We start from the raw sequence: 25,676 nt of genomic DNA, 5'->3' as shown, positions 1-25,676 counted from the left end.
CTGCCGCCCTCAGATTTTCAAATCAAGATATTGGCTTTTCCGCCTCAGTTTTGGCAGGCTTACCATCGCTCAGTAACACTGCAAACTTATAACCAGCAGGCGTTAACTCTAATGCGATTTTGGCAATAATAGTTAATGGCACAGAGAGCAACATACCTATCGGCCCCAATAGCCAACCCCAGAAAATTAATGATAAGAATACCACCAGCGTTGATAACCCCAAGCCGCGCCCCATCATCCGTGGGTCAATAATATTACCGCCAATCAAGTTGATGAGGATATAACCACCAGTTACGGCAAATGCGTCGGCAAAACCGTTAAATAGCAAAGCCTGAATAATAGGTGGGATGGCGGCTAATACTGACCCGATATTAGGAATGTAATTGAGAACAAAAGCTAATAACCCCCATAAGAATGCAAATCTGACCCCCATCGCGGCCAAAAATAGCCAAATAACAATCCCCGTCGCGATACTAATAATGGTCTTAATCACCAGATAATGTGTCACTCCATTCAGTGCGCGTCGTAAAATAGCGTTTCCTTGATCAGGATTATCAAACATCAATTGCATTTTATAAGGCAAACGCTCGACTTCAAACAACATGAAGACGACAGTCATTAATAGCAAGAAGGTGCTGGCCATGGCTCCAGAAAGGTGGCTAAGCAGACGGGTAATAAAATTCATCGCCATGCTGGGATCGACATGCTTCATGATGTCATCCACCGAGAATTCGATATTAAAGCGCATAGCAAACTCTTGCAGATCGCGCATTTTTTCCAGCATCATCCCGCGATATTGCGGTAATGAACGGGCAAATTCATTTAATGAAGAGCCTAAGCGGCTAAACAGTAATGCCATCAGTAAAACGATAATGGTTACCAGTAAAACGATAGCCAGTGTGCGAGGGATCTTTATTTTTTCGAGTAATTTCACCAACGGGTTTAAAACGATGGCGAGAAATATTGCCAGTAAAAAGGGAACCACAATAGGCGAAGCCGCCTTGATCCCAGCCATAATCACGACCAACATTGCCAGCATCGCAACTAAGCGTAACCCTTGGCCACTTACCACAGGTTTTGTCATTATCAATCCTTGTATTGGAACCGCCACGGCTCAAAATGGCAAAAAAAAGACGTTATCGGATAAAATAACCGACAACGCCTTATTTTAATAGCGCCAGATATTACTTCTCCGTGCCCTTTTCCGGCATGGGAATATGCATAGTTGTTTGCAGTAATCCCTTAGACTTATTAAATATCTTAATGCCGTTTTCACGTCCTGCCCGGCGGGCACGTTGCTCTTCTTGAGGTAGCTTCAATTCTTCCTGACAAATCGGGCTACAACAACCTTCAAATTTGACAGCACAAGCGGGGCACTGAATAAACAGCAAATGGCAGCCATCATTCTTACAATTCGTATGGGTGTCGCTTGGTGTGCCACACTGATGGCAATACGCGATAACATCATCAGAGATCCGCTCTCCCATCCGCTCATCAAAAACAAAGTTTTTACCAATAAACTTAAGTGGCAAACCTTGTTCTTTTGCTTTGCGGGCATATTCGATAATACCGCCTTCGACGTGATAGACGTTTTTAAACCCATTATGCAGCATATAGGCGCTGGCTTTCTCACAGCGAATCCCACCGGTGCAATACATAACAATATTCTTCTCTTTGTCATGTTGTAGCATATCAACTGCCATCGGTAACTGTTCGCGGAAAGTATCCGAAGGCACTTCTATCGCATTTTCAAAATGACCGACTTCGTATTCATAATGATTACGCATATCGACGAACAAAGTCTCGGGGTCATCAATCATCTGATTAACCTGATCGGCCTTTAGATAATGCCCGACGTTACTGGGATCGAAGCTGTCATCGTCGATGCCGTCAGCCACAATGCGCTCGCGGACTTTCATACGCAACACCCAAAATGATTTGCCGTCATCTTCATGCGCGACATTCAGCCGCACTTGGTCCAACGCAGGATGTGCGGCAAACAGCGCCACTTTAAATTCATCATAACGGTTGGCAGGAACACTAATTTGGGCGTTGATGCCCTCTTTGGCCACATAAACCCGGCCGAAAACACCGAGCTTAATAAATTGGCTATAGAGGTTATCTCGGAAGGCTTTCGCATCTTCCAATGTGAAGTATTTATAAAAAGAAACTGTGGTGCGCGGTTCGGTTTCAGCCAACATGCGCGCTTTAAGTTCCTCATTAGAAATTCGGTTATGTAACACTGGCATGGTGTACTTTCCTGTCTTTCAGAGAGGTTACTGATAAATATTTAATTACTGCTCAATGGGTTACATAAGTCATTCGACTGCTAACCACGGTAAATCATCGCGCAATAGAACTGATATTTTTGGCACTGGTCACCCTGTGCGGCGCATATAATACCTGAAACACCCACAGGGCACATCTTTAGCGGCAATCTCGATCGGTAAAAGCGGAGAGAACCGCACCGATGAGTAAAGCAACTCCAGCGGTAATCAGTAAAGTTTTGCTCTGCCAATCGGCACCGAAATAACCCAATATGCCCCCGACGACCAATAAGCCCGCACTAAATTTGGCAACTGTCATCTTCGGCTCTCCGATATAAATGAATAACATCACTTAAGTGACTAACCTATAAATACACCAGCCCCATCATAACGCAGAAATAAAAAATCCCTCTGCAAGTGAGAGGGGTTTATTTATCCATCGGTTAAAATTTTCGTGTATTAGCTTATTCGTTGTAATTTAGCCGGTAGCCCCTGTCGGACTGCCGCACCACTCACCCAATCGAGCCAAGTGTTGGGGACTTCTCTGGTGGGGTCGGTAAAACCGAGATCGTTCAAATTGGTTCCCTGGCCGATTCGTGGGTCTGACGCCATCACAACGCCATCCAGTGTGTGAGCTCTGGCCCCCATTTCGCGATGACCATAACCATGCTCAATGGCAACAACACCAGGCATAACGCCATCCAATAGACTGACTTGCACTTCCATCTGCCCTCCAGGGGTCATTAACCGCACAATATCACCATGTTGAATACCATTACGCTGCGCATCTTGTGGGTTGATCGCCACCAGATTGGTGGATTTGACCGCACGTAGGCGCTCAATCATCGCTGTTGAGCTGCTCATCAGATGAGATTTAAATGACATCAAGCGTAATGGCCAGTCGGTTGCCGGATAATGCTCAAACACGTCCGAGCCGTCCGACAAGCGCGGCGGATACCAGGTCGGGCAGCCGCTGTAGCGCTCACCAGTAATGGCATGGTGATGTTTCGCCACATTTTCATTCCAGATTTGCAGTGGTTTTTTCCATTGTGGCCCAGTGGCATTACCGTTCCAGCTTTTCTCATACGGCGCAAATCGCCCACCACGAGCCAGTAAATACGCCACACGCCGCTGCTCGTCTTGGTACAAACTGTGCTGAAGTGCAGGCCATAAACGATCAACGCCCGTTAGGCGCAATTCGTCATCAGCGGCCGCTGGCAGCGGCTTTTCGCCACCATAGGCAATATTAGCCGCCGCGCGTAAGTAATAATCTTCCGCGCGGTCCAGCGACAAGCTATTCCCCTCGCTATCCTGCATGGCATTGGCCCCAAATCCCGGTAACTTCATCGCCTTGGCAACAGCAATCAAGAAACTTTCCATTGCCACCGGTTCACCTTGCGCGGTGCGTGCCGTGCGTGGCTCTACTACTGGCCAACGAGCGGTGCTGGCCTTCACTAACACACCAGCCCACGGCGCACTGAACCCCCAACTTTCAAAATTATGCGTGTCCGGCACGATATAATCTGCCAACGCGGTGGTTTCATTCATAAAAGCATCGATAGCGATGAATAAGGGTAACTGACCGGGGTCTTGCAGCCGCTCTTCAATGAGATTGCGTAGGCCCGCCACCCCATACAGCGGGTTGGTCATATGGCTTATCCAGGCTTTCAGTGGATAGGGGTAACCCGCCAACGCTGGGGCTAATTGTTCGGTTAACTGCCCGCCAACAAACGGATACCACGGGCCACGGGCCGGATAACCTGATTGCCCTTGTTGGATTTTCTGCTGATATTCTTCTGACTTTTCATAAGGCTGTTTACTGCGCGATAGCGGTAGCCCCTTTGGCTTAACCATGCCGGCAAAGGTGGCTAACTGGTAACGCGGCCCATCAGCAAAACCATCAAACTTGCCACCGCCGACCGATACGCCGCCTTTAAGGTTGAGGTTACCCATCATGGCGTTCAACATCATGACTGCCCAAGTGGTGTAAAACCCGTTGCCCCCCATCATGCCGCCATGTGAAATCACCGCAGCCTGACGCTGATAGGCTGTGAACTCGCGGGCTAAACCAATAATTGTCGCTTCCGGCACGCCACATTGCTGGCTGTATTCGGCCAGCGTAAAGCGCGCGGCAGCTTGTTGCAGACATGTCATGCCCGATTGCACTTGTACGTTTTGACCATCATGCAAGGTGACGTCTTCGGTGACGAACAATTCGGCCTGTAACATCTGAGCCGCGGGTTGTAACGTCCCATCAATGGCTTTCGCTAACACCGGGCTTTCCTCTCCCTCAGCGACCGGTTCGCCACTCAACATATCGGCGCGTAAAAACTGCCCCGCCAACGGATGGGCTTCTGTGGTGATAACCAAATGGCTGGCATTAGTCCAACTGCGTTCCCCGGCGGCTTGCATCGCCATTTCACCAGGAATGGCAAGATAAGCGTGGTTAAATCGATGCTGTTCGATAATCCAGCAGATGATTCCCATCGCCAGTGCAGCGTCGGTTCCCGGTAGTACCGGAACCCAGCGGTTATGCTGATTGGCCAGCGTGGTAGTCAACGGTAAAGCAGGAGCGACTACCACATAATTGAAATCATCCCGTTGGCGGGCATTGGCTAACTGTCGCCCCTGACGTTTAAACGGGTTACCCGATTGCGCCGGTGAGGTTCCTAAAAACAGAGCGAAACGGACGTTATCCCAATCAGGCTTAACATGGGCATTTTTGTCCAAATCCCCCATCAACGCACCAGAACCGGCGCGGTAGGCCAGCCCACAATAGGCACCGTGGCTACCCAAATTTTTAGTGCCAAATGCCTGATGAGCAAAGCGCTTAATAAAAGTATCTCGCCCATCATCACCGGCATTGGTTACCAACAACTGGTTAGCTTTCGGGCCTAAAGAGGGCTGTTTAGCATCAATCGGTGTATCCAAATCACGGATAGCGCGCAGCCCCTCAACCGGCCCCTCGCCAAATAAATCGCCACCTTCGGTCACCTCAGCGACTAATTGTTCAAAACTGATACGCTGCCATTTACCACTACCGCGCGGCCCCACTCGCTTCATCGGTTCCGTTATGCGGTAAGGACTCTCGACGCCTTCTAACAAGGTTGCCCCGCGGGCACAAGCGGTTGAGCGCCCTGTCATGCCCTGCTCACCGCCAAGACGTTGCAGCGCTTCGCCTACCGGTAATTGATAAGGGAAGTGGTGGTCATGAGATAAGGGGTGATAAGGGTTACCAGCAATGCGCAGGATCTTGTTCTGCTGAGTATCGATCCGCACCCGCAAGCCGCACAGCGTCCAACAGCCAAAGCATTGTGTCATGGAAACAGCCTGCTGGGGATTGGCCTGCCAGTGTGACCCGACTCGCCCTTCTGTAGGCAAAGCATTACCACTGATGGGATCACGTGTCAGTTTGCCCGCACTACCATCTACCAATCCAGCCAATGTTTTGCGCGCGACCGCATGGTAGCTGGCACCAAACGCCAATACGCCACCCAAGGCTAAGCTGCTCTTTAACCATTGACGCCGTGTAGACTTAGCCATGATGTATTTCCCCTTCCACTCGGTTTGCACCTGTTACTTTTTGTTCAAGCCATTTGACACTTTCTCGGATAGCAATGATTGCTGCGACCCATAATCCGAAAGTACCAATAATTGCCAGCAATCCTTCGCTACCCAATGGCAAGGTGTAGGGGTTAGCTAACACATTGTATTTAGGCAAGTTTTGCGTTTGCATCAGTAGCAACCAGCGTACTGACCAGCACAGTGTCAGTGCGATCAATGCCTGAGTTACTATCACCGGAGTGGATAATGTTTTTCTGCCATTGAATAGAGCCAACCCGAATAGCAGCAACCACAGCGTCACCGGAAGTAGCGCGATTGATAGCGACTGAACAGCCCAATGGCGCAGGGCTTGGGCGGAAGGGTTATCGCCGCTGGCCCACAACTTATCACTATAGACCCACAACAAGGTAACCCATGCCAACACCACTAAACTGAACAGTTGCCAGCGCGCCAGCGGGCGTTGATATTGCGGTTCGCGCCACAGCCATAGCGCTAATAAAGAGGGAATGGCCTGACAGGCAGTCAGGAAAATAAACAGCGGTAACCACCCGCTAAACCATAGCGGTTGGGCGCGTAATATCGATACCTCTCGTCCGGTGTAAAGCAAAATGCTGATAGCGGAAAACCCACAAAGTAGTGCTAACCCGGCCAGCAACCGTGGTAAGGGTTTGGCCTTTAACCGGCTATAAATCAGCGCTAGAAAATAGCCCATCACCAACAGGCTAAACAGCGGCAAGAAGATGGAGCCCCATGACATCCACGACCACGGGGTGAAATGCGCATAAAAATGCCAAACACGGGCCGGTTGATGAAGATCTGCATTTAGTGCCAGAGGGGCAACCACAACGGCAGTCACCGCCAGCATCAGTGCTGCGAACTCAAATTGACTTTGCTGCGCGGACAACTTCCCTTGACGGGCGCAGATGCGCTGGCCGCCCGTAAACAGTACCGCGCTGAACGCCAGACCGATAAAGAAGAAATATTGCACGGCCCAGGGTAGCCAGGCGATATCCTGCGGGCGAGCCAGAATTTCACGAATCATCGTTTCATGGTTCATGCATGAACCTCCTGCCAGAGCGCTGGTTGGCCTTGTAATGGCTGAGTAAACACCTCGTTTAATCCGAGGTAAAACACCTGTGGATGGGTACCTTGCTCCGGTTTCAATACTTTGATGTCAGCGGTATGCTCCAATAGCATTTTGCGCAATATGCTATTGCTATCACGCAAGTCACCAATAATCCGTGCTCCACCGACACAGGACTCCACGCAGGCTGGCAATAATCCGGCATCAAGGCGGTGAACACAGAAAGTACATTTATCTGCCGTTTGAGTGCTGTGATTGATAAATCGGGCTTCATAAGGGCAAGCCTGCACACAATAGGCGCAACCTACGCAGCGGGTATTATCAATCACTACGATGCCATCTTGCCGCTGATAAGTAGCTTGTACCGGGCAGACCGGCACACAAGGCGGATTATCACAGTGATTACACAAGCGAGGCAGTAATACGTTAGTGACACTTTCTGCACCCGCTAGCGCAATCTGATATTGATTAACGGTGGTGCGGAACTGACCTTGCGGCAATTGGTTTTCTATGGCGCAACTGACGGTGCATGCCTGACAACCAATACAGCGGCGTAAATCAATCAACATGGCATAGCGCCGTTTGATATCACCTTGTTTGCGTACTGGTTCCATCTGCCAGCCCGCATCAGCTAATGGCGCCAGTGCGGCTCCGGCGGTTAACACCCCCAGACGCTGTAGAAATGCTCTCTTCCCTTGATCCATTTTTTCTCACCCTCTTCTTGATACAGGGATTGTAGAAATCGACGAGCAGAAGCCCTATTGTGGTTTTCCACATTCCCTTTAGGGACTTGATCCAGGACAATTACACCCTGCGACAGGGATCATAAAAAGGAACATGCATGTATTTCAGAGTGCTGGCGATAATGCTGTTTGGCTGTATTTCTGCCGCCCACGCCCGTGATTGGACGATTGGGGTGCTAGCGCTACGCGGCGATGCTCAGGCACAAGCACATTGGCAACCGTTGGTCGATAATTTGAATCGGCAACTGCCGGAGCAGCATTTTCAGTTATTGCCGCTGGACTTACATGCGATGAAAGACGCCGTCGCGCAGAATCGAATTGATTTTCTGCTCACCAATCCGGCGCAATATGTGCAGATTGATAGCCACTTCCCGCTGCGCTGGCTAGTGTCTTTGCGCTCAAGCCATGAGCCAGATGGCACTAGTCGCAATGTGATTGGCAGTGTCATTTTGGTGCGGGCTGACAGTGATATCCGCTCACCACTTGGGCTGACAGGCAAACGTGTCGGCGCGGTGTCACACGAGGCTTTTGGCGGTTACTTATTGGGATACAAAGCATTACGCGATGCAGGGCTACAACCTGAACAAGATTTCAAGCTGCATTTTTCTGGCTTTCCGGTAGATGCGCTAATTTATCTGCTACGTGATCGCGCCATTTCTGCGGCTATTGTCCCCACTTGCCTGCTGGAAGATATGCAAGCTGAAGGGTTGGTGCATGCCCGCGATTTTCGACCATTACTGGCAAAACAAGCCACTATCCCCTGCCTAACCAGCACCGAGTTGTACCCAAACTGGTCATTTGCCGCGCTGTCACATGTCCCAGATCAGTTAGCCGATAATGTAACGCGAATTTTGCTTAACCCCGCTGACAGCAAGGAACCGCAGTGGGGGGCACCCTCTTCGACCCGTCAGGTTGAAACCCTGTTGCGCTCGGTCAATCAGCACCCACAACAGCCCTATTTTTGGCAACAAATTCTCGATTGGGCGCAGCAGCACCGGCTGTTGATTGCCGCTATTGTGCTGATTCTACTGCTGCTCGGCGCTAATCATATTTGGGTTGCTTTTCTGGTGCGTCGCCGCAGTCGCCAGCTTGAACAACTACACCAGCAACTCAGAATCAAAGAGAGCGCATTAGAACAAGCCCAACGCCTAAGTATTCTGGGCGAAATGGCATCGGGCTTTGCTCATGAACTGAACCAGCCGCTTTCTGCCATTCAACATTATGCCGACGGCTGCGGCATTCGCCTACAACGAGAGCAAGCGGATCATCCTTTATTGCCCATTCTCGGGCAGATCAGCCAGCAGGCTCAACGCGGGGCCGATACCATTGCTAATTTGCGCTTGTGGGCAGGGAAATCCCCCACATCTGAAAGGGCGACCATCAGCCCGTCGCTGCCAGAACTGCTGTTGCATCTGTGGCAATTATTAGGAGCAGAGCAACAGCAACCGTCTTGCCAGCTACATACCGATATTGCCCCACAGATTGCGCTACATTTGCCGCCTACATTACTGGATCAGGTGTTGTGCAACCTGATAACCAATAGTTTGCAAGCAGGTGCGCGTCAGTTATGGTTTAGTGCTCATCAGCAAGCCAACGCAGTGACACTGACATTGCAAGATGACGCCGGAGGATTGACCATAGAGCAACTCAGCCAACCTTTTGCCCCTTTCCGCTCCAGCAAAAGTGAAGGCCTCGGCCTTGGTCTGGTAATTTGCCAACGGCTAATAAACAGCCAGGGCGGCAATCTGACATTACGCAATCAGGTTGCCGCCAATGGCCATATGGGGCTGCATGTCACCATGACGTTGCCACTTAACCCAAGCAAGGAGCTTAGTTTTGTCACTCATTCACCTGGTTGATGACGATATTGCCGTCACTGATGCCTGCCGTTTTTTATTGGAAAGCCTCGGCTACAAAGTGAAAGTGTGGCATGAGGGTGACCGCTTTCTGGCGCAAGCTGATTTATATCAGCCCGGCGCAGTGTTGCTCGATATTCGCATGCCATTGCTTGATGGCACTGAGATTTATGCCCAGATGCGCCAGCTAAACAGTACGCTGGCGGTGATATTTCTCACCGCGCACGGCGAAGTACCACAAGCGGTTGAACAAATGAAGTTAGGGGCCGTCGATTTCCTGCAAAAACCCGTCGCAACGTCGCCATCAATCGCGGCATTGCAACAAGGTTTTGTACAATCAAAACAGCTTGTCACCCGTCGACAGGTACAACTGCGCTATGCCTCACTGACCCCGCGGGAGCAGATGATTGCCCAATGGGTAATGCAAGGTTTGATTAATCGCGATATCGCAGATAGAGCCTGTGTTTCCGTTAGAACCGTCGAAGTCCATCGCGCCAAAGTAATGGAAAAAATGGCCGTCAATAGCCTTGCAGAGTTAGTCAGCTTATTAAATCCGATAAAATAGCCGAATCGACCTTGGTCACATAACAGTCAAACTGATATTTTTCTGATGAAAACTTCAACAAAAAGGCATAAAAATGATTTTTTGGTGCGGTCTTTTTTCCTGTAATCCCCTAAAAATGCCACAATAGTCTACCTTAAAACGGCAGATAAGCAGGTTGGTACAGGGCCTATTGAGGTTCTTTTATGAACTCTAGCGCACCATCAATAGCAAATATACTTTAAATAGTTCGCTGTCCGAACGAATGACAAGGACGATAAAAACAGATATGCAAGTTCCTTCTTTTAATCGCTCACTATTGCACCCTCGTTATTGGCTGACGTGGCTCGGCCTCGGTATTCTCTACCTGCTGGTGCTACTCCCGTACCCGGTGATTTATGCTATGGGTACCTCCCTTGGACGCTTTTCCATGCGATTTCTTAAACGACGCAAGCGTATTACACAGCGCAATCTGGAGCTGTGTTTCCCGGATATGCCCAAAAGTGAACGAGACAAACTGCTAGTGAAGAATTTTGAATCCGTCGGCATGGGGTTATTTGAAACGGGGATGGCGTGGTTTTGGCCTAATTGGCGCATTGAACGTTGGTGCAGTGTTAGTGGGCTGGAACATATCCAAAAAGCACGCGATGAAGGTAAAGGGATTTTGTTAATAGGCTTACATTTCCTGACGCTAGAGCTGGGTGCGCGTATTTTCGGTATCTACAATCCAGGGATTGGTGTCTATCGGCCACATGATAATAAAGCTATGGATTGGATGCAGACTTGGGGCCGCATGCGCTCCAACAAAGCTATGCTGGACCGCAAAGATCTCAAAGGGATGATCCGCAGCCTTAAACAGGGTGAAATTATCTGGTATGCACCAGACCATGATTACGGCCCACGCAGCAGTGTATTTGTGCCGTTGTTTGCTGTTGATCAAGCCGCCACCACCACCGGGACTTATCTGCTGGTACGCATGGGTAAACCGGCCATTATTCCTTTCACCCCGCGACGACTACCGGATGGGAAAGGCTATGAGCTGCTTTTACAGCCGGCGGTGGATAACTTCCCACTGGATAATGAAGTGGAAGCTGCGGCATTTATGAATAAAGTGGTCGAGAAAGAGATTGAGCGCGCGACGGATCAATACATGTGGCTCCACCGGCGTTTTAAAACCCGACCAGAGGGCACACCTTCGCTATATGAGTAACTAACTTAGATCAAAATAATATAACCAATGATAATGAGAATTAGTTTGCATCAGTTTTTTTGATACAATCTATCAGTATTATCCAATAGAAATATAGTACTAGTCTGACGATACTGAATTAATTTCTCTGAGTTATTTTCTGGTTATACCCTAAATAATTTGAGTTGCAGGAAAGCGGCAACTGAGTAAATCCCAAGAGCTTATATAAGTCAGTGACTGGGTGAGCAAAGGCAGCCAACACACATGCAGCTTGAAGTATGACGGGAATATTTTTCTTGATAAGGATATATCTATATATGCTGGCAACTCTCAATCTCTGGTTCACACGGCTTACAGATCACCCGAACGGCGGCAAACTGTTATTACGCCTGACGTTCGGTGTTTTAATGTTATTTCATGGTGTGGCAAAAATTCAGCACGGCACCAGTTGGATAGCCGCGTCTTTACAGGCACAGGGCATTCCAGGTTTTGTCGCTTATGGTGTTTACATTGGCGAGATTGTAACCCCTATTCTGATTATTCTTGGTCTGTTTACCCGCCCTGCCGCATTTATTTATGCGGTTAACCTGCTGGTTGCAGTGTTGATGGTGGGTACCGGTAAGTTCTTCACCCTGACTCAAGTAGGTGCATGGGGTTTGGAAAACGAAGCGATGTATTTCCTCGGTGGCGTCGCTATCATGTTGCTGGGTAGCGGTCGTTATTCCGTCACCAAGAATGAAGCTTATCGCTGATAACAAACATCACTCTGCTGATGTGATAAAAAAGCCGCTGCGCCGCTGGTGCTGTGGCTTTTTATTCCATTATTACCAAATGGAATAAGCATATCCCCGCATTTCAAACCCGCTTTCCATTTTAATAAAAACTAACATTCATCTCATTGATGTGAATGCTCTATAAGCGCATACTTACCAAGCTAACTGTTTTATTCTTGTGCTTTGCTGCCACTTCAAACGCCCCAATCGACGAATAAAGAGACGCAAAGCGATCAGCTTGTTGAGAAGCAATCCCTTGCTTAATCGGTAATTTATGACTTCGGGACCACAATCTGTTAACTGGAAAAGAAACCTATTTGTCACCTGGTTAGGCTGTTTTTTAACCGGTGCGGCATTTAGTTTGATCATGCCATTCTTGCCACTGTATGTGGAGGAATTAGGGGTGAGCGGCCACCAGTCGTTAAACATGTGGTCAGGTCTGGTGTTCAGTATTACATTCCTGTTTTCAGCCATTGCAGCACCTTTCTGGGGTAGCCTTGCTGACCGTAAAGGTCGGAAGATTATGCTACTGCGATCAGCGATCGGCATGGGGATTGTGATGGTGTTGATGGGAATGGCGCAAAATATTTGGCAGTTTTTGGCTCTACGCGCCCTGCTGGGGTTATTGGGCGGATTTATTCCTAATGCCAATGCACTGATTGCCACCCAAGTGCCGCGCAATAAAAGTGGCTGGGCACTGGGTACGCTCTCAACCGGCGGGGTCAGTGGTGCATTAATCGGGCCACTGATTGGTGGGTTATTGGCAGATAATTATGGATTACGGCCGGTGTTCTTTATTACCGCCGGGGTGTTACTCGCCTGCTTTGTCATGACCTGGCTTTATGTCAGGGAGCAGTTTGCGCCGGTATTGAAAAAAGATATGCTCAATGGGCGACAGGTATTTAACTCACTGAAAAACCCTAAGTTAATCCTTAGTCTGTTTGTCACCACCATGATCATTCAGATTGCGACCGGTTCGATTGCGCCCATATTGACTCTGTATGTGCGCGAACTGGCCGGAGACATTCATAATCTGGCCTTTGTCAGTGGCATGATTGCCTCAGTGCCCGGTGTGGCTGCATTGATAAGTGCACCTCGATTAGGCAAGCTGGGGGATAAAATCGGGCCTGAGCGCATTTTAATCGCCATGCTGGCATTATCTGTGCTGATTCTTATCCCGATGGCCTTTGTTCAAACCCCGCTACAACTGGGTATTTTGCGATTTTTATTAGGCGCAACAGATGGTGCGTTGTTGCCGGCGGTGCAAACTTTGCTAATTTATAACTGTACCAATCAGGTCGCGGGGCGAATTTTTAGTTATAACCAATCATTCCGTGATGTGGGTAATGTCAGTGGCCCATTACTCGGTGCGGCGGTGTCTGCCAGCTATGGCTTCCGGGCAGTATTCTGTGTCACAGCGGTCATCGTGCTGTTTAATGCCTTTTACTCTTACTGGTGTTTGCAACGCCAACCTATAAAGGCACAGCAACGTGCACTCCAACAACGGCAAGATAGTTAATCCCCACCACCTATTACTCTTGATAACAGCGCCATTACAGGGTTCTTTCTCAGCATAAAAAACCGAAAAACACTTATAAAAACAACGTAAATAGCCACCAAATTCGGTTTAAACTGATTGATAATTATAAAGTATGTCGACTTTTCATCTAAAAATACGATATAACCCCCGGTGGAAATTAAAAAATGACGTTATTATTGCGTTAAATTCTACTGTAACGCGTGTTAACTCCGACTATTGGCCAGTGCGCCAAAGAGATAACTCTCGATGATAATTACGCCCTAAATAATTCGAGCTGCAGGAAAGCGAAAACTGAGTAAATCCCGATGAGCTTACATAAGTCAGTGGCTGGGGTGCACCCAGGTAGCCAACGCACATGCAGCTTGAAGTATGATGGGCTTATTCGCTCATTTTAGGCGATTCTATGGGAAGACTTTATGCAAACCTCTATTAACACCCCTGGCGGTCGTACGTTCTTTGGGCATCCTTATCCGCTCAGTGGACTGTTTCTTTCCGAGATGTGGGAGCGTTTCTCGTTCTACGGCATCCGTCCTCTCTTAATTCTTTTTATGGCTGCCACCGTTTTTGATGGTGGTATGGGCCTGCCACGCGAACAAGCTTCAGCTATCGTCGGGATTTTTGCCGGGAGTATGTATCTGGCAGCGTTACCCGGCGGTTGGTTAGCTGATAACTGGCTGGGCCAACAGCGCGCAGTTTGGTACGGCTCAATTCTGATTGCATTGGGACATCTGTCCATTGCCCTCTCGGCCTTCTTCGGTAATGACCTGTTCTTTATCGGTTTGGTGTTTATTGTTCTGGGTACCGGCCTATTCAAAACCTGTATCTCGGTTATGGTCGGCACCCTCTATAAGCCGGGTGATGCCCGTCGCGACGGTGGTTTCTCACTGTTTTATATGGGTATCAATATGGGCTCGTTTATCGCACCGCTGCTCTCTGGTTGGTTGCTGCGTACCCACGGCTGGCATTGGGGCTTTGGTATTGGCGGGATTGGGATGCTGGTAGCATTACTTATCTTCCGTGGCTTTGCCATACCGGCCATGAAGCGCTATGACGCAGAAGTGGGTCTGGATTCAAGCTGGAATAAACCGACCAACCAGCGTCAGGGGGTGGGCAAATGGGTTACCGCCATTATGGCTGTGGTGGTAGTCATTATTGCGCTGATTTCACAGGGCGTGATCCCCATTAATCCGGTGATAATTGCCAGCTTGCTGGTGTATGTTATTGCCGCCTCCGTAACACTCTATTTTGTCTATCTGTTCGCTTTTGCCAAAATGAGCCGTAAAGATCGCGCCCGTTTATTAGTATGTTTCATCCTGTTAGTCTCTGCGGCCTTCTTCTGGTCTGCCTTTGAACAGAAACCCACCTCATTTAACTTGTTTGCTAACGACTATACCGATCGTATGGTGATGGGTTTTGAAATCCCGACAGTCTGGTTCCAGTCAATTAATGCACTGTTTATCATTCTGTTAGCACCGGTATTCAGTTGGGCGTGGCCAGCACTGGCGAAGAAAAAGATTCAACCAAGCAGTATCACTAAATTCGTCATTGGTATTTTATGTGCTGCGGCAGGTTTCGCCGTGATGATGTACGCCGCACAGCATGTCCTCAGCAGCGGTGGCGCGGGTGTTTCGCCATTGTGGTTGGTGATGAGTATTCTGCTGCTAACATTAGGCGAATTGTGCCTTAGCCCTATCGGGCTGGCGACGATGACCTTACTGGCGCCCGACAGAATGCGCGGTCAAATGATGGGACTGTGGTTCTGCGCCAGTTCACTGGGCAACCTGGCAGCGGGCTTGATTGGGGGTCATGTTAAAGCGGATCAACTTGATATGCTGCCAACCCTGTTTGCTCGTTGCTCCATTGCATTGGTTATCTGTGCAGCGGTATTGATATTGCTTATCGTGCCTATTCGCCGATTGATGAACAACACTCAGGGCCAGCAAACCGCCTGATAACCAAGACTTAATCTGTCGCATTTCTCAACCCGCCCCAGTGGCGGATTCAGACGGCTGAAAAAGCCTAACGACTCGATCTTGTAAGGTGAAAACAGGCAGAGGAGTAAAGCGTCCGCGCCAGGGATGGCGCAGCTCGAGCCTCCTGGGAAGGGTTTATGGCGTCTTTACGATCTACCGATACGAGCACTTTGCCATTAACCTCAACCGCTCCTGTAGCGGTTTTTTTCATTCAGGAAACAACCTGAACCTTACACAACCCACTCACGTTGCTGTAGTACCACTCGATACCCATCGATATCTTCGAAGGTTTTGCCGCTCACATCCCAATAGGGGTTATAAGACGCCACCTGACAAAAACCCGCAGTGCGCATTTGCTGACACTGATTGTGCCACTGCTTCTCGTCCGGCAGATAAAATACTAATAGGTTATCCGACGTCGGTGCCCGCCCTACCTGTGCACCACGATGATGAGTGAACTCCAGATGGTACGCGTGATGCGGGTGTCCCAAAATGACACCATCAAATCCCTGATGATCGGAAAAACTACCTAGTTCAGAAAAACCCAGACCTCGACAATACATTTCACTGATTAATTTAAGATTATCAGTAGGCCTGGCAACGCGCATCACTGAGGTTGATGGCAAAACGGATGAGTCAAACGATTTGGCGGGTTGAGATGGCATACAAAAGTCACCTACTGTTATTCATAGGGGCCGTGATGAGCGTCAATCGGCAGCATAAAGGTATCAACAATCATTGATAATGGGACATCAATAACCGTGACATATTTCCACGGCCCTGCGCGCATATCCCATTGCACACCGGGGTAATATTGATTTCCATGCCCTTGCCCCGGCACGGTGCGGCTGATAATACTGCCGCAGCCGGATAGCAACATAATCCCGCCCCCGAGGATGATAATGCGCATCAAGTGATGCCAGCGGTAGATCAAGGTAGACATGGAGTCAATTGGCTCTTTATATTCAGATAAAACTTCATATTTGCAGAAAAAAACGGGCCATCCCTGTGCCCGTTTTCCTATTTTGACCTATCCGCTATTTCGCGGCGGGGAAGGCCTTCAGATTATACGCCAGCTGGCGATAATGGTCGTTCCAAGTTTGGTACAGTTCCTGCTGCTGCCAAACCTGCTGGTGCAAGCGTGAGATCATGACCGGGTCGCTCAGCAATTCTAAGCGTTGCAATTTGGCCAATTTCGCCGGCCCTGCCTGAAGCGCTTGTGCCACCCGCTCGACACGATACTGTTCGATAATCGCACGAGAGTGATGACGAGCCGTTGCCATCGCGCTGACTAAGGCGTTATAGGATGGATTCATTACCGCATGGAAGAAACCGTCGCTAAGCGCTCGCTGATGGTTAAGTTTCAGATACTCTTCCGTCGCGACCAATTCCCGCGGCGGATTATATTCCTCAGGAATCAGGAATAATTTCGCTTGCTTGCTAGCCAATCCCAAGGTACGTCGGCTGGATAGAACCGAAACCACCGGAGATAAGATCAGCGAGAAAACGATGGGCGATAGCCACCACAAGAAACGCAGATCCAGCCAGGCTACACCACTGGCCCAAACCACACCTAGCATCAATTGTGGCCCGTGACGCACCATAGCTTCACTCCACGGCGTAGCATCATCATCGCGTTGTGGCGAATTCCACTGTACTGACCAGCCGAGGAAGGCACTCACCACAAATACTGTGTGGAAAAGCATTCGAACCGGTGCCAGTAATACTGAGAACAGCATTTCCGCCAGCATTGACAGCAACAAACGAATCGGCCCACCGTACTCTTTCGCCCCTTTGGCCCAGATAAGAATGATACTCAGTAACTTAGGCAAAAACAGCAATACTAAAGTGGTGGAGAACAGGCCAATCGCCAATTCCGGTCGCCACTGAGGCCATACCGGGAACAGCTGACGCGGTTGCAAGAAGTACTGCGGCTCCATCAGGGTATGCACTGCTTGCAGCGCAGTACATAGCACCAGGAACATAAACCACAACGGTGCTGATAAGTAGGACATGACGCCGGTCAGGAACACCGCCCGATGCACCGGATGCATGCCCTTAACCAAGAACAACCTAAAGTTCATCAAGTTGCCGTGACACCAACGGCGATCACGTTTTAACTCATCAAGCAGGTTAGGTGGCAATTCTTCATAACTGCCCGGCAGGTCATAGGCAATCCACACCCCCCATCCGGCACGGCGCATTAATGCCGCTTCGACAAAGTCATGAGAGAGAATGGCACCGGCGAATGAGCCTTCACCTGGTAACGGAGCCAGTGCACAGTGCTCGATAAACGGCTTCACCCTGATAATGGCGTTATGGCCCCAATAATGGGACTCGCCCAGCTGCCAATAATGCAAACCGGCAGTGAACAGTGGGCCATAAACACGGGTGGCAAATTGCTGGATTCGGGCATACAGCGTATCCATGCCTGATGCTTTCGGCGCAGACTGAATGATCCCGGCATTCGGATTGGCTTCCATCAGCCGCACCAGCCCGGTCAAACACCCACCACTCATCACGCTGTCGGCATCCAGAATCACCATATAGCTATACTGGCTACCCCAACGGCGACAAAAGTCATCAATATTGCCACTTTTGCGTTTTACCCGACGGCGACGGCGGCGATAGAAAATACGGCCATGCCCATCAACATCACGGCACAACTCCAGCCAGGCTTTTTGCTCCGCCACACAGATATCAGGGTCATAACTGTCGCTCAGCACATAAATATCAAAGTGCTCAAGCTGTCCGGTGGCCGCCACTGACTCATAAGTCGCGCGCAAACCAGCAAACACCCGCTCCACGTCCTCATTACAAATAGGCATAATCAGCGCCGTCCGATGTGCCGGGTTTAACGCTTCATCCCCTTTGATAGTGGAAGAAATGCTGTATTTGTCTTTACCAATCAGTAATTGCAGGAACCCCATCAGCGCGGTCCAGAAGCCAGCGGAGACCCAACAAAACAGCACAGCGAACAAAATAAGAATGCCGGTTTGCAGTAAGTAAGGCAGCAATTGCATGATCGAAACCTGCCAGTTCTGCTGCCAGATGGCGAAAGGATCGATCAATGCCCATCCCTGATAAGGCAGAATGGTCTTCATATAGCTGGTCGCAATGGTGGTTTGCAACACAATCAGTATCAACAAGATATAGCGGCGCAGAGAACCGACGCTGCGCCATTTCTTCTCGGCAAGAGCCTGTTCATGTGTTTGTGCACGTGAAACAGGGCTGCGGCCTAATAATGAATCCCAAAAACGCCCGACGGGATTGGTTCGCCAGGCCTGCGGCGCCATGCTGGTACGCTTGATCGGTGGCGCGGCATGAATAACCGTGCGCCCTTCGTCGTCTTGCACCAGTAACTTGCCATCGTCCAGCGCGTCAGGCCATGCCGCTTGCAAACGGGCATTGACCGAAGCCAATGCACTGTCTTGCTCACTGAACTCCACACCGTCAGCAGTGCCAGCAGCCAATTGTTGATGAACCCGAGGTATCGCATTAGGTGTGCTGGTCAGCAGCACATCCTCGGGTAAAGCATCGCGCAACGCCCCTTGCTGCTGCGCAGTCAGGGGCAAGTTGGCAATATAATCCTGTACAGGAGATGGATTTGACTTATTCATCGGCAGGTAGCTGATAGCTCCAGGTTTCAGTCAGGGTTTTATCGCCGTTAACCAGCGCAGCGCGCATTTCTATTGGTTTCTTGGCATCCTTAACTTTTAGCCGCAGTGTCAAACGCCAGCCTTTGGTCACTGGATTGTAACGAACACTGTTTTCAATCAATTCACCATTGTCATCGATACTGACCTGCGAAGCTAATGGCGCATTTTCATCGAGTGATTTCAGTACTGGGCCAACAAAATCAATCAGGAAAGCGACACTACCATCTGGCTCACGGATCAGATTAGACTGTTTCACATCACCGGTTGAACGCAGAGTTTGTTTTACATAAGCCACATCTGGTGAATGTAATTTCTCTTCATCACGGGTGAAATGCAGGCGGTAATTCAGATCAAGCGAAGTTTTGGCATCCGGCAGGACATCCGGAGTCCAGAAAGCCACGATGTTATCGTTGGTTTCATCTGCCGTCGGAATTTCCACCAGCTCGACTTTACCTTTACCCCAATCGCCGCGTGGTTCAATCCAGGCACTTGGGCGTAAGTCGTAACGATCGTCTAAATCCTCATATTGAGAGAATTCACGACCACGTTGCAGCAAACCAAACCCTTGCGGATTTTCAATAGTATAAGTGCTGACTGACAAGTGTTTAGGATTGTTCAGCGGTCGCCAAATCCATTCACCATTTCCAGCATGAATAGACAGGCCATTGGAATCATGCAACGCTGGGCGATAGTTCAGCACCGCAGATGGCTGGCTTGGGCCAAACAGGAACATACTGGTTAATGGTGCAATCCCAAGTTTCTCGACTTTGTCGCGCAGGAATACTTTCGCCTGCACATCAATAGTGGTGTCACGCCCCGGATAGATAATAAATTTATAAGCGCCAGTTGCACGCGGGGAGTCCAGCAATGCATAGATAACTAAATGTTTGTCATTAGGCTTTGGTCGCTCAATCCAGAACTCGCGAAATCGTGGGAACTCCTCACCGGAGGCCAATGCGGTATCAATTGCCAGCCCGCGCGCAGAAAGACCATAAACTTGGCCCTTACCAATCACACGAAAATAACTGGCACCCAACATACTGACGATTTCGTCATTTTTATCCGCTTTGTTAATGGGATATAGCACTTTGAAACCGGCAAAACCCAAATTCTTCACTGACTCAGGATCATGCTTGACCGAGCCAAAGTTAAAATAGTCTGGGCTGTAATTGATAGGTTTCACACTGGTGGCAGTGACTTCATTGATTTGCACCGGTGTGTCGAAGTACATACCTTGGTGATAAAATTCTAACTTAAATGGCGTGTCCAATTTATTCCAATACGATTTATCATGGTTAAACTGAATCTGCTGGTAGTCGGCAAACTTCATTTCACGAAATTGCGATGGAAGATTACTTTTCGGTGCTTCGAAACTTTTACCCGCCAGAGCTTGTGCCTGCTTAGCCACATCATCTAACGAAAAAGCCATGGCCTGAGAAGTGAATAATGACAGCAAGAGAGTAACCCCCAGCCATCTAACGCTGATCGCGCGTGACCCTTTTGACATTCTATTGACGTTCGACAAAATATTAACTCCCACATCTCCCCCTAAATCATAACAGCCAAATTATTGACGGTTTATCCAGCAGGTCAAGCAGATAAATCCCGGTTATTGTTTAACCCGAAGTTACACTGCAAGCTCATTGTTTAAACCAGTGGCTAAGCCACAAGCCAGACTAAAATACGCTATGGAAAATCATTAACCCTTATAGTAGTGTTTCTCGTCACAGTGATCCATTGATAACGTATATAGTTACCAATGAATAATTACGATAATAAAACATTCTGGGCAAAATCGGATGCGTTATTCTAATTCCGATAACAACTAGCGAATATGTATGAAAAAAAACACTAACCAGCGGGAGTACTTTTTAGATGCCATCCGCGCCTATTTGATGTTACTCGGCATTCCTTTTCATCTTTCTCTTATATACTCCAGCAATCATTGGGCAGTGAATAGCAGTCACTCTTCATTAGTATTTACCCTATTGAATGATTTTATCCATGCTTTTCGCATGCAGGTATTTTTTGTTATTTCCGGTTATTTTTCGTTCATGTTGTATCAGCGCTATGAGCGCCAGCGCTGGCTACAGGTCCGCATGGAGCGTGTGGTTATTCCGCTCGTCACTGCTATCCCCCTCATTACTTTGCCGCAATTCTTCTTACTAAAGTATTACACCAATAAATTACAAGATTGGAATTCATTTACAATTTATCAAAAAATAAATATTGCTATTTGGGAAGTTGTTTCTCACTTATGGTTTTTGTTAACACTCGCATTACTAACTGGGCTCTGTTTTTATCTGTTTCAAAAAATGAAAAATAAACAACACTCGATTCCTACTTTGATAAAAAGAATGAATAACATAGGAAAAATCTCACTATCATTGTTTGTATTCATATTCATTTATTCTGTAATACGCAGAATTATATTCCTTCTTAACCCCGAAATACTTTTTAATAGTGTCTTCAATTTCTTCGTTATGGAGACAGTTTTTTATCTGCCATTCTTTCTTCTGGGTGCTTATAGTTTTATCTATCCGCCACTGAAACAGGTTTTTCTCACATTTTCACCGGGGGCATTAATCGCCTCGATACTGCTGTTTGGCGCTTACTATTTAAACCAACATATTAATACTGCTGAGTTTTTTGCCTTTGAATTGGGGCTCGTCATCAAAGCATTGATCGGTGTGACCATGACAAACGTGGTCTATTCTCTTGGGTATCGGTTACTCAACTCCCCCTCGCTACGGGTGACTTATCTGGTCAACGCGTCTCTTTTCATCTATCTGGTTCATCATCCATTGACCTTAATTTATGGAGCCTTGGTAACACCACAAATTGATAACAACGGACTGGGTTTCATGCTAGGAATGGTCTTTGTGTGCTTGATTTCATTTATATTGTATGAGGTTCATCGTCGTGTTCCTTTGCTTAAATTCTTGTTTTCTGGCAAGCCGCAGAGGCAAACGGCGTAATTAAAGTATTAGCAAAGGAATAATGTTATTGCTAATCGATTGATTCATGCGCATACCGTTTTGGTCATAAAACCGCTACACTGTCAGACCATCATGTAGATGCGGGATGGCAAAAAGAGGAATTGTGATGAGTAAGCAAGAATCTATTGAGAAAAATCCCACATCTGATACTGCGCCAGTCACCGAGTACAGCACTTTGTTGGCCTTGGTTAATCGCCTCAGCAGTGCACTGGATAGCGCGATCACCGGCAAAGATCGCAGTGTATTAGTTAATGAACTTTCACAACTTTCTGTCGATAATCTTCCTGAGCAGGAAAAAGCAGTGACCCTTGAAGCCCTGAAAAGAGCTTTGACTGCACTAAAACGCGACTAGTTCTCATCCAACGCTCACCCTTGATTCCCCGCAGGGCAATGAAAGGTGAGCGATCTGGTTATACCTCAGTATCATCTCCTATATACCCAAAATAATTCGAGTTGTATGAAGGCGGCAAGGGAGTGATTTCGTAGAGGCGAGGCTCATGGATGGGCCGAGTAATGAATGCAGCCAACACACATACGGCTTGAAGGATGAGTGCATATAGCCTTATTTAACACATTGAATGTGGTCATATCTTCCCATCGCCTCCTCCAAATCTGTGTATAATATTTCGGCCTACCCGCTGCTATTTATTTTCACATCAGGAGATCTCCCACATTGGACGCCATCACTATTAATAGCCTTTTTTTGATTGGCGCAGTGCTGGTGGGAGCCAGTATCTTACTGAGCTCACTCTCTTCACGATTGGGCATCCCCATTTTGGTTATCTTTTTGGCCATTGGTATGTTGGCGGGCACCGACGGCATCGGTGGGATTGCCTTCGATAACTATCCTGCCGCGTATCTGGTCAGTAACCTGGCATTGGCCGTCATTCTGTTAGACGGTGGTATGCGTACCCGGGCATCCTCTTTTCGCGTCGCATTGTGGCCTGCCCTTTCGCTGGCAACCGTAGGTGTGTTGATTACTGCGGGCCTAACCGGTATGGCAGCTGCTTGGCTATTTGATTTAGATATCATTCAAGGCTTATTGATTGGTGCGATTATAGGTTCAACCGATGCAGCAGCCGTTTTCTCACTGCTAGGCGGTAAAGGTCTTAACGAGCGCGTCAGTGCCACTCTGGAGATAGAATCAGGCAGTAATGACCCAATGGCCGTATTTTTGACCATTACCCTGATTTCCATGATATCGGCCGGTGAATCTAGCCTGAGCTGGATGTTTTTGGTCCATCTGATTCAGCAATTTGGCTTGGGCATTATTATCGGATTGGGTGGTGGCGGCTTACTGTTGTCGCTCATCAACCGGATAGAATTACCCAGCGGTTTATACCCATTATTGGCAGTCAGTGGCGGGATTCTGGTGTTCTCCCTCACCACCGCGATGAATGGCAGCGGGATTTTAGCGGTCTATCTCTGTGGCCTGATGCTTGGCAACCGCCCCATCCGCAACCGCGCGGGTATTTTACAGACCTTCGACGGATTAGCGTGGCTCAGTCAAATTGGTATGTTCCTGGTATTGGGGTTATTGCTTAACCCAAGTGAGTTGTTGCCGATTGCTATTCCGGCATTAATTCTCTCATTGTGGATGATTCTATTCGCCCGACCACTGTCAGTGTTTATCGGCTTACTGCCCTTCCCCAGTTTTAATCTGCGTGAGCGCATTTTTATTTCATGGGTCGGTTTACGCGGTGCCGTTCCGGTTATTCTGGCGGTATTTCCCATGATGGCCGGCATTCCCCATGCGAATTTATTCTTCAATGTCGCTTTTTTTGTCGTGCTGGTCTCGCTGCTATTACAAGGTACCAGTTTGTCATTTGCTGCGCGCAAAACAAAATTAGTGGTACCGCCCGCGCTCGCTCCGGTGGCTCGGATTGGTTTAGACATTGATAAAAATAACCAGTGGGAACAGTTTATTTACCAGCTCAGCTCCGATAAGTGGTGTATCGGCGCAGCGTTACGTGATTTAAAGATGCCGCAGGAAACGCGCATTGCGGCACTGTTTCGTGGCAAAGACTTGTTACACCCCAACGGCAATACCCGCTTGAAAGAAGGCGATATTTTGTGTGTTATTGGTCAGGAACATCACTTGCCCGCACTGGGAAAATTGTTTAGCCAGTCACCCAGCATTCAGCTGGATGAGCGCTTCTTTGGTGACTTTATTTTAGACGCAGATGCAAAGCTAGATGATATCTCTCAGATTTATGGTCTTAATCTGGAACAGGGCGTCGATAAACAACAAACACTCGGTCAGTTCGTGCTCTATCTCTTTGGTGGTGAACCGGTTATTGGTGACCAGATTGAGTGGGATGGCCTAACGTGGACAATTGCCGAAATGGAATCTGACCGCGTGAGCCGGGTCGGGGTTAAAATAGTGACCGATAAAGCCTGATAATTACAGTATTCGTTATTATCATATGAGTGTGCTAACCAAAATTTACATGCCCGGTTAGCACACTACTATTATTGCCGCGCCAATATCTCATGCTGTCACAACATCTAGCTTCTGCCCCGCTTAATTCGATTAACTAACACAATACCCACACATACCAACACCAGTGCAATAGCATTTTTCCATTCCAAAATACTTTCATTCAGGAAAATAGCCGACAGCACCGCGCCAGAAACTGGGATAAGGAAATTGAATGGGGCCACCATGCCGACCCGGTTATATTTAAGCAATAAACTCCAAAGCGCAAACGCTGCGGACGATAACAGCACCAGATAGGCCAGTAGTAATAAAGCCTGCCAGCCAAAATCACTCAAATATCCACCAAACAGATAACCACCCAGAGTTAAAACTAACCCACCAATGGCTAACTGATAGCCTGTCATTACCGTGGTATCCATAGTTTGTGAAATACGTTTACCATAAATACTGGCGGCGGAAAGGATGAATGCAGCCAACACAACACAGCCCTCACCCATCAGGGAAAAATTGAAGTCCATTAAGCCCGAGCCAAAATTTACCACCATGACCCCGGCAAACCCCAAGGCACATCCAATGATTTTATTGAAGGTCAGCCGGTCATTTTTATAAATATAATGCGCCAACAGGACACTAAAAAATGTGCCTGTCGCATTCATAATAGAACCTTTAACCCCAGTGGTGTATGCCAGGCCAATATAGAAAAAAATGTACTGCAATGTTGTCTGAGTAAGCCCTAAAATAGCAATCTGCTTATATTGGCTCTTCTTAAGGCGACCAATAGCCTTACCGCTGGCGAGAGCAAAAAGCAATAAGACTAAACCTGCCAATAAAAAGCGATACCCGGCAAACACCATCTTGCTCGGAATATCACCAGCTGCAATATGAAACAGCGCATAGCCATTTTTTATGGCCGGATAGGCGCTGCCCCACAACAGACAACAAAATGTTGCGACGAGAAAAACAAATTTTTTATTAGTAAAAAGTGGAGGACTGCGATCCACGTCAGCATCCTTTTAGAGAGAAATGAAACATTGTTTCGTTATAACCA

The 25,676-nt window shown here is 48.3% G+C and carries 20 protein-coding genes; 9 read left to right on the top strand and 11 right to left on the bottom strand.

Translation table 11 applies throughout. The features are described from left to right. Nucleotides 1-22: 22 nt before the first annotated feature. The 6 genes from ACF3VQ_RS08200 to ttrB form a co-directional block, all read right to left on the bottom strand. Nucleotides 23-1,084: an AI-2E family transporter gene (locus tag ACF3VQ_RS08200; RefSeq protein ID WP_392434623.1), complete on the bottom strand. Its 1,062-nt coding sequence runs from the start codon at nucleotides 1,082-1,084 to the stop codon at nucleotides 23-25. A gap of 100 nt (nucleotides 1,085-1,184) precedes the next feature. Then, complete coding sequence (locus ACF3VQ_RS08195) at nucleotides 1,185-2,249, bottom strand: rhodanese-related sulfurtransferase (RefSeq protein ID WP_392434621.1); 1,065 nt, start codon at nucleotides 2,247-2,249, stop codon at nucleotides 1,185-1,187. A gap of 178 nt (nucleotides 2,250-2,427) precedes the next feature. Then, nucleotides 2,428-2,586: a hypothetical protein gene (locus ACF3VQ_RS08190; RefSeq protein ID WP_392434619.1), complete on the bottom strand. Its 159-nt coding sequence runs from the start codon at nucleotides 2,584-2,586 to the stop codon at nucleotides 2,428-2,430. A gap of 140 nt (nucleotides 2,587-2,726) precedes the next feature. Continuing rightward, nucleotides 2,727-5,810 carry a tetrathionate reductase subunit TtrA gene (gene ttrA / locus ACF3VQ_RS08185; RefSeq protein WP_392434617.1) on the bottom strand — a complete coding sequence of 1,028 codons (3,084 nt, stop codon included), beginning with the start codon at nucleotides 5,808-5,810 and terminating at the stop codon, nucleotides 2,727-2,729. Further along, the gene (ttrC, locus tag ACF3VQ_RS08180) at nucleotides 5,803-6,888 is read right to left on the bottom strand and encodes a tetrathionate reductase subunit TtrC (RefSeq protein ID WP_392434615.1); all 1,086 of its coding nucleotides are present in this window, start codon (nucleotides 6,886-6,888) and stop codon (nucleotides 5,803-5,805) included. The genes ttrA and ttrC overlap by 8 nt, the downstream gene beginning before the upstream one ends. Next, complete coding sequence (ttrB, locus tag ACF3VQ_RS08175) at nucleotides 6,885-7,619, bottom strand: tetrathionate reductase subunit TtrB (protein WP_392434613.1); 735 nt, start codon at nucleotides 7,617-7,619, stop codon at nucleotides 6,885-6,887. The genes ttrC and ttrB overlap by 4 nt, the downstream gene beginning before the upstream one ends. Nucleotides 7,620-7,756: 137 nt before the next feature. On the opposite strand from ttrB, the gene ttrS reads away from it, so the two are divergent. The 6 genes from ttrS to ACF3VQ_RS08145 all read left to right on the top strand — a co-directional run bounded on the left by ttrS (nucleotide 7,757) and on the right by ACF3VQ_RS08145 (nucleotide 15,509). Beyond that, nucleotides 7,757-9,517, top strand: coding sequence for a tetrathionate respiration histidine kinase TtrS (ttrS, locus tag ACF3VQ_RS08170; RefSeq protein WP_392434611.1), 1,761 nt, complete (start codon nucleotides 7,757-7,759; stop codon nucleotides 9,515-9,517). Then, complete coding sequence (gene ttrR / locus ACF3VQ_RS08165; protein ID WP_392434610.1) at nucleotides 9,495-10,079, top strand: tetrathionate respiration response regulator TtrR; 585 nt, start codon at nucleotides 9,495-9,497, stop codon at nucleotides 10,077-10,079. Before ttrS ends, ttrR begins: the two co-directional genes overlap by 23 nt. 265 nt (nucleotides 10,080-10,344) lie before the next feature. Then, the gene (locus tag ACF3VQ_RS08160) at nucleotides 10,345-11,265 is read left to right on the top strand and encodes a Kdo(2)-lipid IV(A) acyltransferase (RefSeq protein ID WP_392434608.1); all 921 of its coding nucleotides are present in this window, start codon (nucleotides 10,345-10,347) and stop codon (nucleotides 11,263-11,265) included. 296 nt (nucleotides 11,266-11,561) lie between these two features. Beyond that, entirely contained in the window at nucleotides 11,562-11,996 is a 435-nt protein-coding gene (locus ACF3VQ_RS08155; RefSeq protein ID WP_392434606.1) for a DoxX family protein, read from the top strand. Between the two features lie 295 nt (nucleotides 11,997-12,291). Beyond that, a complete protein-coding gene (gene mdtG / locus ACF3VQ_RS08150; protein WP_392434604.1) occupies nucleotides 12,292-13,536 on the top strand; it encodes a multidrug efflux MFS transporter MdtG in 1,245 nt (414 codons plus the stop codon). 437 nt (nucleotides 13,537-13,973) lie between these two features. Next, nucleotides 13,974-15,509 (top strand): peptide MFS transporter, encoded by a 1,536-nt coding sequence (locus ACF3VQ_RS08145; RefSeq protein WP_392434602.1) that lies wholly within the window; start codon nucleotides 13,974-13,976, stop codon nucleotides 15,507-15,509. A gap of 251 nt (nucleotides 15,510-15,760) precedes the next feature. Here the strand turns inward: ACF3VQ_RS08145 and ACF3VQ_RS08140 are convergent, their stop codons facing one another. The 4 genes from ACF3VQ_RS08140 to ACF3VQ_RS08125 all read right to left on the bottom strand — a co-directional run bounded on the left by ACF3VQ_RS08140 (nucleotide 15,761) and on the right by ACF3VQ_RS08125 (nucleotide 20,696). After that, nucleotides 15,761-16,195, bottom strand: coding sequence for a VOC family protein (locus ACF3VQ_RS08140; RefSeq protein ID WP_392434600.1), 435 nt, complete (start codon nucleotides 16,193-16,195; stop codon nucleotides 15,761-15,763). Between the two features lie 17 nt (nucleotides 16,196-16,212). Then, a complete protein-coding gene (locus ACF3VQ_RS08135; RefSeq protein WP_392434598.1) occupies nucleotides 16,213-16,473 on the bottom strand; it encodes a YceK/YidQ family lipoprotein in 261 nt (86 codons plus the stop codon). A gap of 94 nt (nucleotides 16,474-16,567) precedes the next feature. After that, the gene (gene mdoH, locus ACF3VQ_RS08130) at nucleotides 16,568-19,150 is read right to left on the bottom strand and encodes a glucans biosynthesis glucosyltransferase MdoH (protein WP_392434596.1); all 2,583 of its coding nucleotides are present in this window, start codon (nucleotides 19,148-19,150) and stop codon (nucleotides 16,568-16,570) included. Further along, complete coding sequence (locus ACF3VQ_RS08125) at nucleotides 19,143-20,696, bottom strand: glucan biosynthesis protein G (protein WP_392435490.1); 1,554 nt, start codon at nucleotides 20,694-20,696, stop codon at nucleotides 19,143-19,145. Before ACF3VQ_RS08125 ends, mdoH begins: the two co-directional genes overlap by 8 nt. Before the next feature lie 331 nt (nucleotides 20,697-21,027). Here ACF3VQ_RS08125 and mdoC point away from each other — a divergent pair, with 331 nt between their 5' ends. The 3 genes from mdoC (at nucleotide 21,028) to ACF3VQ_RS08110 (ending at nucleotide 24,589) form a co-directional block, all read left to right on the top strand. Beyond that, the gene (gene mdoC, locus ACF3VQ_RS08120; protein WP_392434594.1) at nucleotides 21,028-22,167 is read left to right on the top strand and encodes a glucans biosynthesis protein MdoC; all 1,140 of its coding nucleotides are present in this window, start codon (nucleotides 21,028-21,030) and stop codon (nucleotides 22,165-22,167) included. Nucleotides 22,168-22,294: 127 nt separating this feature from the next. Continuing rightward, a complete protein-coding gene (locus tag ACF3VQ_RS08115; RefSeq protein WP_392434592.1) occupies nucleotides 22,295-22,540 on the top strand; it encodes a hypothetical protein in 246 nt (81 codons plus the stop codon). A 321-nt stretch (nucleotides 22,541-22,861) separates the two neighbouring features. Further along, the gene (locus ACF3VQ_RS08110; protein WP_392434590.1) at nucleotides 22,862-24,589 is read left to right on the top strand and encodes a potassium/proton antiporter; all 1,728 of its coding nucleotides are present in this window, start codon (nucleotides 22,862-22,864) and stop codon (nucleotides 24,587-24,589) included. 107 nt (nucleotides 24,590-24,696) lie between these two features. On the opposite strand, the gene ACF3VQ_RS08105 is transcribed toward ACF3VQ_RS08110, so the two are convergent. Continuing rightward, nucleotides 24,697-25,629 (bottom strand): DMT family transporter, encoded by a 933-nt coding sequence (locus tag ACF3VQ_RS08105; protein ID WP_392434588.1) that lies wholly within the window; start codon nucleotides 25,627-25,629, stop codon nucleotides 24,697-24,699. Between the last annotated feature and the right edge of the window lie 47 nt (nucleotides 25,630-25,676).

It is taken from the genome of Yersinia fenwicki, from assembly GCF_043099325.1.
Taxonomy (GTDB): Bacteria; Pseudomonadota; Gammaproteobacteria; order Enterobacterales; family Enterobacteriaceae; genus Yersinia.
The sequence above is the reverse complement of the archived record's forward strand: the minus strand, read 5'-3'. Positions and strand labels throughout refer to the sequence as shown.